The sequence below is a fragment of the Streptomyces sp. NPDC005863 genome, from assembly GCF_042871345.1.
Lineage (GTDB): Bacteria > Actinomycetota > Actinomycetes > Streptomycetales > Streptomycetaceae > Streptomyces.
In genome coordinates, this window is record NZ_JBIAII010000005.1 from 449,560 (window position 1) to 464,811 (window position 15,252).

The 15,252-nt window shown below is 71.7% G+C and carries 10 protein-coding genes and 1 pseudogene; 4 read left to right on the forward strand and 7 right to left on the reverse strand.

Features of this window, described 5'->3' with window-relative positions; translation table 11 throughout:
• Positions 1–211: 211 nt before the first annotated feature.
• Positions 212–442, forward strand: a complete 231-nt coding sequence (locus ACFYO9_RS21070; protein ID WP_055544920.1) for a hypothetical protein — start codon at positions 212–214, stop codon at positions 440–442.
• A 172-nt stretch (positions 443–614) separates the two neighbouring features.
• Here the strand turns inward: ACFYO9_RS21070 and ACFYO9_RS21075 are convergent, their stop codons facing one another.
• From ACFYO9_RS21075 to ACFYO9_RS21105, 7 genes are all read right to left on the reverse strand, one after another.
• A complete protein-coding gene (locus ACFYO9_RS21075; RefSeq protein ID WP_358777126.1) occupies positions 615–1,445 on the reverse strand; it encodes a serine protease in 831 nt (276 codons plus the stop codon).
• A 155-nt stretch (positions 1,446–1,600) separates the two neighbouring features.
• Positions 1,601–3,145, reverse strand: a complete 1,545-nt coding sequence (locus ACFYO9_RS21080) for an RNA polymerase sigma factor (protein WP_355804416.1) — start codon at positions 3,143–3,145, stop codon at positions 1,601–1,603.
• Between the two features lie 467 nt (positions 3,146–3,612).
• A complete protein-coding gene (locus ACFYO9_RS21085; protein WP_355804414.1) occupies positions 3,613–4,500 on the reverse strand; it encodes an FCD domain-containing protein in 888 nt (295 codons plus the stop codon).
• 162 nt (positions 4,501–4,662) lie between these two features.
• Entirely contained in the window at positions 4,663–6,612 is a 1,950-nt protein-coding gene (locus ACFYO9_RS21090) for an ATP-binding cassette domain-containing protein (RefSeq protein ID WP_358777125.1), read from the reverse strand.
• A gap of 187 nt (positions 6,613–6,799) precedes the next feature.
• Positions 6,800–7,561, reverse strand: coding sequence for an NUDIX hydrolase (locus ACFYO9_RS21095; RefSeq protein ID WP_355804410.1), 762 nt, complete (start codon positions 7,559–7,561; stop codon positions 6,800–6,802).
• Positions 7,562–7,680: 119 nt separating this feature from the next.
• Positions 7,681–9,717, reverse strand: a complete 2,037-nt coding sequence (locus tag ACFYO9_RS21100; protein ID WP_358777124.1) for a glycogen debranching N-terminal domain-containing protein — start codon at positions 9,715–9,717, stop codon at positions 7,681–7,683.
• A 381-nt stretch (positions 9,718–10,098) separates the two neighbouring features.
• Positions 10,099–11,703 carry a DUF4192 domain-containing protein gene (locus tag ACFYO9_RS21105; RefSeq protein WP_358777123.1) on the reverse strand — a complete coding sequence of 535 codons (1,605 nt, stop codon included), beginning with the start codon at positions 11,701–11,703 and terminating at the stop codon, positions 10,099–10,101.
• 253 nt (positions 11,704–11,956) lie between these two features.
• On the opposite strand from ACFYO9_RS21105, the gene argC reads away from it, so the two are divergent.
• The 3 genes and pseudogenes from argC to argB form a co-directional block, all read left to right on the forward strand.
• Positions 11,957–13,003, forward strand: a complete 1,047-nt coding sequence (gene argC, locus ACFYO9_RS21110) for an N-acetyl-gamma-glutamyl-phosphate reductase (protein WP_358777122.1) — start codon at positions 11,957–11,959, stop codon at positions 13,001–13,003.
• Complete coding sequence (gene argJ / locus ACFYO9_RS21115) at positions 13,000–14,151, forward strand: bifunctional glutamate N-acetyltransferase/amino-acid acetyltransferase ArgJ (RefSeq protein WP_358777121.1); 1,152 nt, start codon at positions 13,000–13,002, stop codon at positions 14,149–14,151. Before argC ends, argJ begins: the two co-directional genes overlap by 4 nt.
• A 29-nt stretch (positions 14,152–14,180) precedes the next feature.
• Positions 14,181–15,041, forward strand: a pseudogene (argB, locus tag ACFYO9_RS21120) (acetylglutamate kinase); the annotation flags it as partial.
• Between the last annotated feature and the right edge of the window lie 211 nt (positions 15,042–15,252).

Genomic DNA, 15,252 nt, shown 5'->3' on the forward strand with positions numbered 1-15,252 from the left:
CCCGGCAAGCCAGCCGGGCGGACCCCGACCTGACAGACAGCGCGAAACCGTAAGACACGTAAGAGACGCAATACGGCACATTCGCCGCCAACCGGCAACGGACAACCTCCTCAAAAAGAAACTTCGAGGAAAAGCCACGAGCGGGAACGTTTTCGGCCTGGTTGGATGTTGACCCTGGTACGACAGCTCGTCGAGCTAGAGAAGAGGCGACGTGACTACTGTTCTGACCCCCGCGAGCCCCCTGACGGCCGCTGATCGCTGCGACCGCTGCGGCGCCCAGGCATACCTGCGCGTCGTCCTGTTGAGCGGCGGTGAACTGCTCTTCTGCGCCCACCACGGCCGCAAGTTCGAGCCGGAACTCAAGAAGATCGCCGCTGAGATACAGGACGAGACGGAGCGCCTGACCGCCGTTCCCGAGAGCGCCACCGAAGAGGAACGCTGACACCTCGCACCCACGACGAGCCAGCTCCGGCACACCAGGCCGGTGAACGGGCGGTCGTCCCAGCCGACAGGCAGGGACGGTCGCCCGCTCTCGTCTCGCGCCACAGAGGCCTCTGAGGCCCTTCAGGAGCCCTCCTGGGCCGACGGGCGCGGCCCGCCCGGACGTACGGACCTCAGTGGCGGTGGCGCAGCTCCTTGGTCACACCCGAAACCCGTGTGTAGACGCCAGGGCTCCCCGCGCGCCCACAGCCGCTCCCCCAGGACACCAGGCCGATGAGCTTGCCCCGGGCGACGAGCGGCCCGCCGCTGTCCCCCTGACAGGCGTCCCGCCCGCCCTGCATCTCACCGGCACAGACCATGGTCCGCGCGATGTAGCGCCCGTCGGCACTGCCCGGGTAGGCCTTCTCGCACACCGAGTCGGCCAGCACTCCCACACGGGCCGAATGCAGCGTCTTGGCGTAGTCACCCGTACCCGAGGTGTCCCCCCAGCCGTACACGGCGGCGTCCGTACCCGGTGCGTACGCCGAGTCGCCCGCACCCGCCATGGGGATCGTGTACTCCTTGGACAGCGGCTCGGCCAGGGTGAGTGCCGCGACGTCGCCGGAGTTGGTGTAGCTGTCGTACGCCGGGTTGACCCAGACGTCGCTGACCTTGGTCTCGGAGCCCTCCGTCGTACGCAGGTCCGCGCGGCCGGCGATGACCTTCAGGTCCGACACCTGCCCCATGGACACGCCGAGTACGTCCTTGCTCACGCAGTGGGCCGCAGTCAGGACCGTGGAGCGCCCGACGACCACCCCACCGCAGTACTGTCCCGCGCGGGCATTCCCGAACCGGGCACGGCTGGAGAGCGCCACCACCCATGGACTGGCGGACACGTCCACCGGGTGGCCCCCGACCACCACGCTGTCGGCGGCGGCGGGCAGCGGGGAAGCCAACGGAAGGACGGCGGCACCGGCCGCAAGGGCCAGGGCCCCCGTCCACACTCGGGCGAAGGAACGACGCATGCGATCTCCTCACTCTGGGTTGCCATCGAGTACCCAGAGTGATTCAGTATCGCCCACCGCGCACCCGCGCACGCGAAAGGCCCGAAGCCGTGTATCGCCGGCTTCGGGCCTTTCGTACGAGCGATCCGGCCGCGTGTCGGCGCCGGGTCCCGTGACTAGTCCAGGTAGTCGCGCAGGACCTGCGAACGCGACGGGTGGCGCAGCTTCGACATCGTCTTCGACTCGATCTGACGGATGCGCTCACGCGTCACCCCGTAGACCTTGCCGATCTCGTCGAGGGTCTTGGGCTGGCCGTCCGTGAGGCCGAAGCGCATGGAGACCACGCCCGCCTCGCGCTCGGACAGCGTGTCCAGGACGGAGTGCAGCTGCTCCTGGAGGAGCGTGAAGCTGACCGCGTCAGCGGGCACGACCGCTTCGGAGTCCTCGATGAGGTCACCGAACTCGCTGTCGCCGTCCTCACCCAGAGGGGTGTGGAGGGAGATCGGCTCACGGCCGTACTTCTGGACCTCGATGACCTTCTCCGGGGTCATGTCGAGTTCCTTGGCCAGCTCCTCCGGGGTGGGCTCACGGCCCAGGTCCTGGAGCATCTGGCGCTGCACGCGCGCGAGCTTGTTGATGACCTCGACCATGTGCACCGGGATACGGATGGTGCGGGCCTGGTCGGCCATGGCGCGGGTGATCGCCTGACGGATCCACCAGGTGGCGTACGTGGAGAACTTGTAGCCCTTGGTGTAGTCGAACTTCTCGACCGCGCGGATCAGACCGAGGTTGCCCTCCTGGATGAGGTCCAGGAAGAGCATGCCGCGGCCGGTGTAGCGCTTGGCCAGGGAGACCACCAGGCGGAGGTTGGCCTCCAGGAGGTGGTTCTTGGCGCGGCGCCCGTCCTCGGCGATGATCTCCAGCTCACGCTTGAGCTTCGGCGCGAGCTTGTCGGCGTTGGCCAGCTTGTCCTCGGCGAACAGACCGGCCTCGATGCGCTTGGCGAGCTCGACCTCCTGCTCGGCGTTGAGCAGCGGGACCTTGCCGATCTGCTTCAGGTAGTCCTTGACCGGGTCGGCGGTGGCACCGGCGGCGGCGACCTGCTGGGCCGGCGCGTCGTCCTCGTCCTCGTCGGACAGGACGAAGCCCTGGGCGCCCTCCTCGGCCGGCTCGCCCTCGCCGGGCTTGGCGGCGGCGGGTGCCTCCTCGGTGGTCTCCTCGTCCAGGAGCTCGTCGGCGTCCTTCTTGGCGGTGGTCTTCTTGGCCGCCGTCTTCTTGGCGGTGGTCTTCTTGGCGACGGCCTTCTTGGCCGTCGTCTTCTTGGCAGCGACCTTCTTCGCGGGCGCGTCCTCGGCGACGCCGTCCGCGGTCGGCGCCTCAGTGGCGGCGGTGGCGGTGGGCTTCGCCGTGGCGGCCTTGGCCGCGACCGTCCTGGTCGCGGTGCGCTTGGCCGGACTCTTCGCTGCGACGCTCTTGCGGGGGCGCTTGGGCTCCGCGGCACTGACCATCAGCGTCACACCCTCTTCCTCGAGGATCTGGTTGAGGCTGCGCAGAACGTTCTTCCACTGAGTGGCCGGAATCTGGTCAGCTTCGAAGGCACGACGCACGTCATCGCCGGCGATCTGCCCATCAGCCTTTCCCCGCTCGATGAGCGCCATGACAGAGACGGATTCGGCGATCTCCGGCGGGAGCGTACGGGATGTGCTGGCCGACACGAACAACCTCTCGGAACGTTGGAAAACGGCTTCCGGCCCCGTCCATTGTGGACCGGAGCCGACGACCGGCGGCTGGGGATTGTGCCGACGGCGCGGGCGTCGCCTGGGAGCTGCACAGCGTCGCGAACGACGTCTGTATTCCTTCCTCGGCTATCACCTCTTAGGTCATCGCGCTGTTCCTTGGAGCGTTACGCCCAATCTACGTGGCCCGAGTCACACCCCGTAAGCGCTCAAAAGCACGCAGATACGGTCAGAAGCGTCCTATACGCATGCACGAATGATCCCCCGATGCCCCGTGAAGAAACCCCCCACGGTCGTGTCGCCGGACCCCGCCGGGCTCTCGAGGAGCCCGTGGGGGTCCGGCGACACGGGGAGCGGCGGCGAAGCGGTCCACGGCGTACGGATCGAGGTACGCGGACGGATCGGCGCTGCCGCGGGGCGCGTGCACGGTCGCGGCGTCGGCGGGGCCGCGGTCAGTGCTCGCGCGGGGCGGGCACGACGCGCTCGACCTCGGGGTGGACGGTGAGCAGCTGCCTCATGGCGGCTTCGGCGCCCGCTCCGTCGCCTGCGGCGAGGGCGTCGACGACGCGCGAGTGGTGCACGAGGGAGGCCTCGGTGGGGCGGTCGCAGCCGGTGGTCGGTCCGCCGGAGACCTGGAGGGCGGCCGAGACGATTCCGGAGAGGTGCTCCAGCATGCGGTTGCCCGCGACCTGGATGAGCAGCGAGTGGAACTCCGCGTCGGCGCGGGAGAAGGTGATCACGTCTCCCTGGGCCAGCGCGTGCCCCATGATCTCGACCATGTCGGCGAGGCGCTGCTGCACCTCCTCGCGGCCGTGCCCGGCGGCGAGGCGCGCGGCGAGCGGCTCGATCATCCATCGGAGCTCACCGAGCTCGCGCCGCTGGTCGTCGCGCTGCGGACCGAAGGCCCGCCACTCGATGATGTCCGGGTCGAGGAGGTTCCAGTCGCTTACGGGGCGCACGCGCGTGCCGACGTTGGGCCGGGCACTGACCAGGCCCTTGGCCTCGAGCACGCGCAGCGACTCGCGGACGACGGTGCGGGAGACCTCGAAGCGCTGGCCGATCTCCTCGGGGACGAGCGGGCGGTCGGCGCCGAGGTCGCCGGAGACGATCATCTGCCCCAGTTGCTGGACGAGTTGGCCGTGCAGCCCGCGGCCGCGGTTCCCGGCGGCGCGGCGTCCCACACGCCCCAAATCCTGGTCGGCGCCGTCCCACATGGACGCGGCGGCGCGCTCGCCGCCGGGGGAGTCGGCGTAGGGGTATCGGTCGAGGTCACCCGGGCCGGCGAGACCGGAGTCGGCGGAGCGGGCGGTGGTCATCATGGTGTGCGCAAGGGTACTCACGGATCAGTTGTCGGCTCTGCCTTCAACTCCCTTGAGGTCTTTGGTGAAAAGCACACGAAAGGGTGATCGCTTACCCCACCGCAATTGACGCCTTATCGGAAAGAAATGGACGTCAACCGGGGAGTTGCGCACACCCTGGAGACGGAAGGCGGCGGACGGACCTCAACGGACGCGCGTGCGCATTGCTGTGAGCAGATACGCGCAGAGCAGGGCGGTCAGGGACAACATCAGTGCACTGCCCACAGGTTGGGCGATCATGCGTACCCCGACGGCCAGATATCGCTCGGCACCGAACGGCCACTGCACCAGGGCGAGGTCCCGGAGTCGGCCCGGCAGCCCGGCCGCCGATCGCACAGACGGTCCCTCAACGGCCTTCTGTACGAGTGGTACGACGAGGATCGGCACCGCGAGCACGGCGGCGAGCCCCGCGGCCGTGGACCGGAAAACGCCCGCGGCCAGCACGCCGGCCCAGGCGCACCCCGTCACCAGGGCGGCCCAACTGGCGCCCTGCGCAAGCCAGTCCGCGGGAACTCTGGTGAGCTCTTCTCCGTATACAAGGTGGAGCAGCGCGGCATCGGAGACCAACGCGAGGGTGCTCAGCAACAGAGCGGTGGCGGCGGCGACGAGCAGTTTGGCGCCGAGCAGTCCGAGGCGGCGCGGCACGGTGCCCCGGTCGGTGGCGAGTGCGGGGTGGCGGAACTCGTCGCCGAAGGCGAGGGCGCCGAGCAGCCCGGCGCCGAGTGCCGCGGGCGGCAGGGGGAGTTCCTCGGGCCAGGCGGCGAGGAGTCGCTGCTGCGGCGTGTGTCCGGCCCGCGCGAGGAAGACGCAGAGCACGGCGGAGGCGGCGAGGACGAGGCCCAGGGTGAGGTAGCCGGTGCCGACGCCCGTGAGGCGGCGCAGCTCGTAGCGCAACGGGCGCAGGGGGCTCCGGCTGGGGCGGACGGTGATGGGCGGCGGCAGGGAGGAGAGCCCGCCTCGCGGGGCCGGCAGGGCCGGCGGGGCGGAGGAGGACGCTTCGGAGTGCGTGGAGCCGACTTCGAGCGGAAGGGAGTCCTCGGCCTGGCGTGGGGCCTGGGGGGTCGAGGCGGCCGGGGCATCCGCGCCGGGATTACCGGACTCGATGATCGAGGCCAGAGCGGGAGCCGGGGAAGAGGCAACGACAAGTGAGGCGGCCGGGCGGGGCTCGTCCGGCTTCTCTCGGTCGAGCAGGACTGCCGTGGGTTCCGATGGCGGCAGCGGGCCCGCGTCCCCGACCTCGTCGGCGAGTTGATGGACCAGGATGCCGTGGCGGTACGCGGTCTCCCCCACGTCGGCACAGCAGCTTCCGTACACGGACAGCCTGTTGCCGTCCTCGCGCACCACCTCGATGGCGCGCCGGCTCGCGCGGGCCTCCTTGGCGAGCAGCGCGCCGAGGCGGGCGGCGTGCGGACTGCGGACGGCGACGCGGGGGCGGAGCCTGGTACGGGCGAAGTCCGCGGCTCCCTGGTCGGCTACGAGCCGTCCCTCTTCCAGCGTGACGACGCGGTCGGCAGCCTTGGCGGCTTCCTTCGGATCATCCGTGCTGAACAGGACGGTGCCGCCCTCGTGCGCGTGAGCGCGCAGGATCCCGTGCAGCCACGCGGCCTCACGGGCCGAAAGGCCGTCGCCCGGTCCGTCCAGGACCAGCGTGTGCGGGTCGGCGAGCAGCGCGCAGGCGAGCCCGAGGCGGCGGTCCATGCCGCGCGACAGGGTGCCCAGACGCTGATCCCGCAGGCTGACGAGCCCGACGACCTCCAGGACGTCGTCGGCGCGCTGGACGGGCACGCCGGTGGCCGCGCACAGCATGCGCAGATGGCCGCGGACCGAACGTGCGGGATGCCCCGGGACCTCCCCCAGGAGCACGCCCACCTCGCGCGACGGATGGGTGATGCGATGCAGCGGGCGGCCTCTGAAGTACGTGATTCCACGGCCCTGTTCGAGTTCGAGCATCAGCCGCAGCGCCGTGGTCGTGCTGGTGGTGTCGGCGCCGAGCAGCGCCGTGACACGGCCGTTGCGCGCCTCGAAGGACACGTCGTCCACGGCGGGCGGGAGCTCCTCGCGGGGATTGCTGGTCAGTCCGATGGCCTGGATCATCGCTTCTCTCGCAGGATGTGCGACCGCTCGGCGGCCGGGGCCCGTCCACCGGTCGGGGACGGACGAGCCCCGTGGGTACTGCAGCAAGATAACGCGACATTTACGGCTTTTCGGTCAGGGTGCGGGCGCGGCGACCCGCCCGCCGACGACCGTTTACGGGTTCAGCGGTTCCTGGCGAGCTCGAGGGTCAGACTTCGGGGCGCAGCATCGGAGGGTTAAGAAGCGTCGCGCCGCCCGCTCGGAAGAGCTGCGCGGGGCGGCCGCCCTGACGGGTGGTCGTCCCCCCGGTGGGCACGAGGAAGCCCGGGGTGCCGGTGACCTTGCGGTGGAAGTTGCGCGGGTCGAGGACGACTCCCCAGACCGCCTCGTACACGCGTCGCAGCTCGCCGACGGTGAACTCCGGCGGGCAGAAGGCGGTCGCCAGCGAGGAGTACTCGATCTTGGATCGGGCGCGCTCCACGCCGTCCGCGAGGATCTGGGCGTGGTCGAAGGCGAGCGGTGCCGCCTGCTCGTCCTCGCGGCCGTAGCCCCCTTGGTGGAGCAGGGCTTCGACGGGCGCCCAGCGCGCGCTGTGCGCGTCGCCGCCGGGCCGGGGCGCGGGCAGGTCTGGGGCCAGGGCGAGGTGGGCGACGCTGACGACGCGCATACGCGGGTCACGCTTGGGGTCGCCGTACGTGGCGAGCTGTTCGAGGTGCGCTCCGTTGGCCTGCGCCGGGGCGCCGGGGTCGTGGGCGCACAGGCCCGTCTCCTCGATCAGTTCGCGCGCCGCCGCCGCCGAGAGGTCCTCGTCCGCCCGTACGAAGCCTCCGGGGAGTGCCCAACGACCCTGGAACGGCTGTTCACCACGCCGCACGGCCAGCGCGCAGAGCGCGTGACGGCGCACGGTCAGCACGACCAGGTCGACGGTGACTGCGAAGGGCGGGAAGGCCGACGGGTCGTAGGGCGACATGCCGCGATCATAGTCGTCTGCCTGACGATAAACACCTCCTTCACCCATTGCCTCCCGGTCCGGGTCACCAGGACCGGCTGTCCGCACCTCTTGCCCCTCCGCTCGGTGGCGCGGCGGAGTCACACCCCCAACTGCAGCCCGTCGGCCGCCTCCTCGACCATGGCGAGACCGAGCCGGCTCACCCGTACGGAGAACGGGGCGTCCGCGACACTCAAGCCGTGCAGTTCCAGCTCCCCCAACGGGGCGCCGCGGACCGGGCGCAGCGTGACCGTGCCGGCCGGCGCGTCGGGCCGGATCCCGGCGACCGCCACAAGGACGTGGATCCCGGCGGCAGCGGCGGCCCCCGCCGGACGGCAGGCGGCGGGGTGCGGCAGCGGGGCCCCACCCGCGGTGCGCTGCTCTCCCGCGAACATCTCGGGCAGCCGGTGGTCGAAGGACTCGGCCGCGGAGAGCATGCCGTGCAGCAGCGCGCTCGCCTCCTTCTCATAACCGGCTGCCACCAGACCGGTGATCGCGACCGCCGTCTCCTGCACCCGGACCGACCCGCCCCGGTGTCCGAACGGGTTGTACGCGGTCTCCTTCGCACCCAGGCTGCGCAACCCCCAGCCGGAGTCCATGGTGGGGCCGCCGAGCAGCCGGGCGAGTTGCTCGGTCCTGACCTTGTCGAGCAGACCGGGGGCGAGCGTGCCGGACCCGAGCAGGCCGGTGTCCAGGAGGTGGGCCGCGCCACCGGTGAGGTGCGACACGGGCCGTCCGTCGGGCAGACGGGCGGCGGCCGGTCTGCCACCGGCCCGGTCCTCCACCCAGAACTCCTCCCGGAACGCGGACCGCAGCCGCGCCGCCCACTCGCGCAGGCCAGCCGCGTCGCCACCGCCGTGCGCGTCGAGCAGATCGGCACCGAGCAGTGCGGCCCGGTGCGCATGCGCCTGGACCTCGCCCCGCGCGATCCCTCCGGGACGGGCTCGTCGGGCTCCGGGACCGCCCGCCGCTCCCTGCCCGTCGCGGTGAGCGTGACCCGCCTGGCCAGCACCCGGGCGGCCAACTGGAAGAACGTCGGACAGAAACACGCCGTCGTCGACCGCTGCCTGCAGCCACCGCAGACACCGCTGGGCCGCGGGCAGCAGCTCCTCGACCTCCTGTGCGGGCATTCCCCAGCGCCAGGCCTCCGCCAGGAGCACCGGAAAGAGCAGCGTCGCCTCGGTGCCCGTGCAACCCGGGGGCAGGTGGGGGCCCGCGTCCCGCAACGGCCCCGGAATCATGCCCGCGCGGTGCCCGGGGCCGGTGATCTGGCTGCGGGCGAGAGCGCGCAATGTCCCCGCGGCGATCCGGGTGCCCAGCGGCAGCGCCATACGGGCCGTGGCCAGCGCTTCGGCCGGGGCAAGTCCACAGCGCCACGGTGCCCCCGCGGCCGGGTACATGTCGGTCGGGTGTTCGGGGTCGCGCAGCAACAGTGCCTGCAGATCCTCCACGGATCGATCGAGGAGCGGCTGGACCCGTGGGTCGTCGCCGACCGCCCGCGCTCCGGCGACGGATCTCATCCCACCGTGCCCCGCCGCCCGCACCGGTCCGGCTCCCTCGGGCCGTACCCGCAGCTCGACACTCCATGAGGCGCCGGCCGGCAGATCCGTCTCCCAGCGCAGCAGGCCCGCGGAGGCCATGGCGTCGTCGGGCGCGGGGTCGGCCGTCACCACACAGTGGGTCGTGGCGGTGGACCACCGCATTCCGGAGTCGTGCACGCTGGCCGGGAGTTCGGGGCCGGCCCGGCCGGAAGCGACCGCGCCCACGTCGGCCAGGTCCGTGCCGAGCGAGATCTCGACGGGGAGTCGGAGAGGTCGCGCGGCCGCACTGTGCAGGGTGATCCGCTCCGTGCCGTCCGCGTGACGGATCCGTTCGACGATGATCTCCGGGTCGGGGCCACGATCGGCCGGCAGTCGCAGCGTCGCAACGAACCGCGCGCTGTCGGCCGACAGCATGCGGGCCTGTACGGCCACCGGTTCGCGTCCCGCCACCCGCACCTGACACCGCGACAGGGTCCGGCGCCCGGCGCGGTAGAACCCCTCCAGCCCCCGCCCGGTCAACTGCCCCTGATCCGTCGAGATCGCAAGGGCGGGCAACGCGACGCAGGTCAGCACCGTGTGCGCGGGCGGGAGTTCCACGGGACGGGACGGTGCCGGAGTCGGATTCCGGGCCGGGCCGCCGGGCAGGGGCGGGCGGGCCTGCACGGCCCGCCGGGGCCCCTCTCTGTCGGAGACGGAAGACGGAGCGGGGAGAGACATGGGGCAGCTTCTTCTGCGTTGTCTGCGCTACGGGAAGTCGGAGGATGTGCGGCGGCGCGGCCCGGAGGCGGGTACCGCCACACAGGTGAACGGGCCGACCCCGCTCCAAGTCACGCCCTCGCGGCGGGCAGCCGACCGGATGGCCCCGGCCTGCCATCCTCACCAGGACCTCCAGAAGCATCAGGCTCACCAGGCCCGTCAACCTCGCCGACCCCTGTCGTAGTCGCGCCGCCCACCCGGCCGGCCATCGGAGCCAGCCGCTCATCGGTCGTCCCGTGTGTTGCGCCGCAGGGTGCGGCGGCGGTTCCGCGGTCCGGTGCCCGAGGCGCCGGCGGCCCGTGCGCCTCCGAAGGCTGGGCCGCTGGGCGCCCGGGAGCCGCCGGGCGTGCGGGGGCGGTGTGCGTCGCCGCTGCCGGTCGGGCGCGGCAGACGTCGGCGGCGGCGTCGCGGAGGGGTGTCGACTGGTGCCTCGTCGGCACAGCCTGAGGCTCCTTGACCCTCGCCCCCTCCCTCGGTCTCGGCGTCGCCCTGGCCGGCGGTCACTTTCTGGCCTTCTGTTGCGCCCTCTACCTCTCCTTCTCCCCCGCGCACCTCTCCCTCCTCATCGCTCTCGCGGTTGTCCCGCTCCCTGCGCAAGCAACGGCGGATCGCCTCCGGGTCCAGGTCCTCGTTGCAGGCCTGGTTGAGGAGCAGCGCGAAGGCGTACCCGGGGTCGGCGCGCAGCGCCAAGTCCAGGGCCTCCTGGCCTTCCGCAACGTCGCCCAGGGACCAGGCGACCCAGCCGGCGAGGGACAGGGGTGCCGCCGCGTGTTCCGCGTACGCCCCGACGCAGCGTCGGGACAGGCTCCTCCAGAGCCGGAGCGCGGGCCGCGCCGCGGCTCCCTCCATCCACTCCGCCGCACGGTCACGGGTTGTGCGGTCCTGCAGGCCGAAGATCAGGGCGGCCGCTTCGTCGTGCGCGATCAACTCGTCGTCCCTGCAATCCGCTTCGAGCGCGTCCGTGAGCGGGGGTTCAGCGGCCAGGCGCGTCATGATGCGGCGGGCCAGGTCGAGCGTCTCGGCCGCTACGAGCCCGTGATGGTCGGCGCCCTGCTCCTTCGCGCTCCGGCCGCTGGCCGTGCCGGCGCCTCCCCTGCTGTCGTCGCACGGACCCGCGTCATTCAGGTCCATGTCCGTCAGCATCCGAGGGATGAGGGTGAGAGCGGCCGCGTCGAGTGCGCGTTCCTGGTCCGCCGACGCGGCGGTCTGCCAGGGCGCGAGCCGCCCCCGCAGAGCGCTCTGCGTGACGCCCGCCGGGATTCCCATATAGGTCGCGGCCGCGGCCAGGACCGACGTGCCGGGCCTGAGCAGGGGCATGCCTTCCGGTGGGCAGCACCGGGTGTCCGGGCAGCAGAAGGTCCAGAGGCTGCCCTCCGAGATGCACACGACCTCGATCACCGGGACGTCAAGACGACCGCACGCCATGCGCAACTCCTGGGCCAGGGGGCGCAGGCGCTCCCTCACCTGCCGGCCGGACTCCTCGCCGACCGGCTCCTGACAGAGGAAGGCCACGACGCCGTCCGGCCGCGCTCCCCTCCGCTCGCAGCCGACCACCAGGCACTGGGCCAGTTGTTCCGCCACACACGGCCAGTCTTCCGCGCGCTCGGGGACCCCGAGGCGCACGCGGCCGCCGAACCGTCCGTGCTCGCCGTGCATGGCGATGAGCACGATGCTCTCCTCGGGCTTGAAGCCGAGCAGATACGGCAAGGCGTCGGCCAGTTCGGCCGGAGAGCGGAGGGTGACCACCGGCGCGTCGAACGAACCCGTGGCGCGGGCGGTGTTGTTGGGGTCGATCGGGCCGGTTGCTTCGCTGTGGTTCTTCGTCATGCGCCGACTCTCCCGCGGATCGTCGAGTTCCGGTTGGCCCTGTGGATAACCCCGATCAGGGGCACGCCAAGAGTTATCCACAGCGGATGGCACCCACTCGCCAGGTCGCACCCTTCGAGCGCAGAGTTGATGTCTCGCAACCGAACCCGGGAGGTGACGGAGGGTCATGCCACACCAGCGGATCAGTTAATTAGGTTAGGCTAAGCTAAGGTCAACATCGCAGCGAGACAGGCACGCACGAGAGACGGGGACCATGACAGTACGGGCCGCGATGGCCGGGGCGAGTGGCTATGCGGGCGGGGAGATCCTCCGGCTGCTGACGTCGCACCCGGAGGTCGAGATCGGTGCGGTGACCGCGCACAGCAGCGCCGGGCACAGGCTCGGGGACGTACAGCCGCACCTGAATCTGTCGCGCCTCGCGGACCGGGTTCTGGCCGAGACATCGGTGGACCAGCTGCGCGGTCACGACGTCGTCTTCCTCGCACTGCCCCACGGCCGGTCCGCCGAGGTCGCGCGGGAGTTGGGGGACGACACCCTCGTCGTGGACTGCGGCGCGGACTTCCGACTGCGCGAGCCGGCCGACTGGGAACGGTTCTACGGCACCCCGCACGCCGGATCATGGCCTTACGGACTCCCCGAACTCCCGGGCGCGCGAGACGAGTTGAAGGGCAGTCGCCGGATCGCCGTGCCCGGCTGTTACCCCACAGCCGTGACGCTGGCCCTGTTCCCGGCCTTCCTGGCGCAGTTGGTGGAGCCGGAGGCCGTCGTCGTCGCCGCCAGCGGGACGTCGGGAGCGGGCCGGGTGGCCAAACCCCATCTGGTCGGCGCCGAAGTGATGGGCTCGATGGCGCCGTACGGGGTCGGGGGCGGGCACCGGCACACGCCGGAGCTGACCCAGAATCTGTCGCAGGTCGCAGGCGAACGCGTGACCGTCTCCTTCACGCCCAGCTTGGCCCCCATGCCTCGGGGCATCCTCGCCACCTGCTCGGCGCGTCTGCGCCCTGGTCTGACGGTCGCCGCAGCGGAGGACGACGTGCGTGCCGCGTACGAGACCGCCTACGCCGACGAGCCGTTCGTCCGCCTGTTGCCGCCCGGCACCTGGCCGTCCACCTCCGCCGTCCTCGGGTCCAACACCGCCCAGATACAGGTCACCGTCGACGCCGCCGCCCACCGGCTCGTCTGTGTCAGCGCGATCGACAACCTGACCAAGGGCACCGCCGGTGGCGCGGTGCAGAGCATGAACATCGCCCTCGGCCTGCCGGAACGGACGGGCCTGCCCACGAACGGAGTGGCTCCGTGAGCGTGACCGCTGCCCGGGGGTTCCTCGCCAGCGGGGTCTCCGCCGGTATCAAGGGATCCGGGGACCCGGATCTGGCATTGGTGGTGAACCGTGGGCCGTCGACCGCGGCGGCCGCCGTGTTCACTTCGAACCGCGTGCAGGCCGCGCCCGTGCGCTGGTCCCGGCGCGTGGTGGCCGGCGGCGCGCTGTCGGCTGTCGTCCTGAACTCCGGTGGCGCCAACGCCTGTACCGGGCCTGCGGGCGAGGACGACGCCCGGGAGATGGCGGGGCGCACGGCGCGGGCGGTCGGTGCCGAGGCGGATCGGGTCGCGGTGTGCTCCACCGGGCTCATCGGCGTTCCGCTGCCCATGGACCGGGTGACGGCGGGGATCGACGCCGCCGCGGCCCGCCTCTCGGACGACGGTGGCGAGGACGCCGCCATGGCGATCAAGACGACCGATTCCGTGCACAAGACGGCGGTGGCGTCAGGATCAGGCTGGGCCGTGGGCGGCATGGCGAAGGGTGCGGGCATGCTCGCGCCCGGCCTCGCGACCATGCTGGTGGTGCTCACCACCGACGCGGACGTGAGTGCGCCCGAACTCGACTCCGCGCTGCGGGAAGCGGTGCGCACCACCTTCGACCGGGTGGATTCCGACGGCTGCATGTCGACCAACGACACCGGGCTGCTGCTCGCTTCGGGCGCCTCGGGGATACGGCCCGACCCGGCAGCCTTCGCTCAGGCCGTGCACGACGTCTGCCACGACCTGGCGCGCATGCTCATAGCGGACGCGGAAGGCGCGTCGAAGGAGATCGAGGTGCGCGTGATCGGAGCGGCCTCGGAACGGGACGCCGTCGAGGTCGGCCGGTCGGTGGCCCGGAACAACCTCCTCAAGTGCGCCCTGCACGGCGAGGACCCGAACTGGGGCCGGGTGCTGTCGGCGATCGGCACGACTGACGCCGCCTTCGAACCCGACCGCCTGGACGTGACGATCAACGGCATCCACGTGTGCCGGGACGGTGCGGCCGGGGAGTCCCGCGACCTGGTGGACCTGTCGGGGCGTCAGGTGACGGTGGTCATCGACCTGCGCTCCGGGACGGCGTCGGCGACGATCTGGACGAACGATCTCACCGCCGCGTACGTCCACGAGAACAGCGCGTACAGCTCGTGAACGGAGTAAGGGAAGACATGCACGCGGACATGGACGCGGACCCGGCCGCCGTCGGAGCTCTCCCCCACCTTCCGGGGGTGCCCGAGGAACTGCGAGGCAGCGTGGTCGTCGTCAAGTTCGGCGGTCACGCCATGGTGGACGCGACCCTGCAGCGGACGTTCGCGCGCGATGTCGTGGAGTTGTGGCGCGCCGGGCTGCGACCGGTCGTCGTGCACGGCGGCGGGCCGCAGATCAGCGCGATGCTCGACCGACTCGCCCTGGAGAGCCGCTTCGAGGCGGGCCTGCGGGTGACCACGCCGGAGACCATGGAGGTCGTCCGCATGGTGCTGACCGGCCGGGTGCAGCGGGAGTTGGTCGGTCACATCAACGCGCACGGACCGTTCGCCGTGGGGATGACGGGCGAGGACGCCCACACAATGACGGCCGTGCGGCGGCCGGCCTGGGTGGACGGCCGGCCGGTGGACATCGGCCTCGTCGGCGACGTCGTGGACGTGAACCCGGGCATGGTGCGCACGCTGCTGGAGCAGGGGCACATACCCGTGGTCTCCCCGGTGGCGCGTGGTGAGGAGGGCGAGGTCTACAACGTCAACGCCGATCTCGCGGCGTCGGCCTTGGCGGTCGCCCTGGACGCCGAGCGCGTCGTGATGCTGACCGATGTGGAGGGCCTGTACGCGGACTGGCCGCGCAGCACCGAGGTGATCGGGCGCCTGACGGCCGACGAGTTGGAGGGGCTGCTGCCGGGTCTGGCGAGCGGGATGTTGCCGAAGATGGAGGGCTGCCTGCGGGCCGTCCGCGGGGGCGTGCGTAAGGCACACGTACTTGACGGGCGTGTGGCGCACGCGGTGTTGCGGGGGGTTCTGGGGGAGACGAGTCCTGGCACGACGGTTGTTGCCGGTGACGGGGGTGACGGTATGGCTGTCGGGATCTCCGGTGTCTCTGGGGCCTCCGGTGTCGCCGGGTCCTCCGGTGTCGCCGGTGGCGCGGGGGCCTCCAGTGTCGCCGGGGACCCCGGTGCCTCTGGTGTCGCCGGAACCCCCAGTGTCGCCGGGACCCCCAGTGTCGCCGGGACCCCAGGTGCCTCCGGTGCCCCCGAGGTCGTCC

Coding starts and splice junctions, on each gene's coding strand:
- ACFYO9_RS21075 (WP_358777126.1), bottom strand. CDS start 1,445: ATGCGTCGTTCCTTCGCCCGAGTGTGGACGGGGGCCCTGGCCCTTGCG.
- ACFYO9_RS21090 (WP_358777125.1), bottom strand. CDS start 6,612: ATGATCCAGGCCATCGGACTGACCAGCAATCCCCGCGAGGAGCTCCCG.
- ACFYO9_RS21095 (WP_355804410.1), bottom strand. CDS start 7,561: ATGTCGCCCTACGACCCGTCGGCCTTCCCGCCCTTCGCAGTCACCGTC.
- ACFYO9_RS21105 (WP_358777123.1), bottom strand. CDS start 11,703: ATGACGAAGAACCACAGCGAAGCAACCGGCCCGATCGACCCCAACAAC.
- argC (WP_358777122.1), top strand. CDS start 11,957: ATGACAGTACGGGCCGCGATGGCCGGGGCGAGTGGCTATGCGGGCGGG.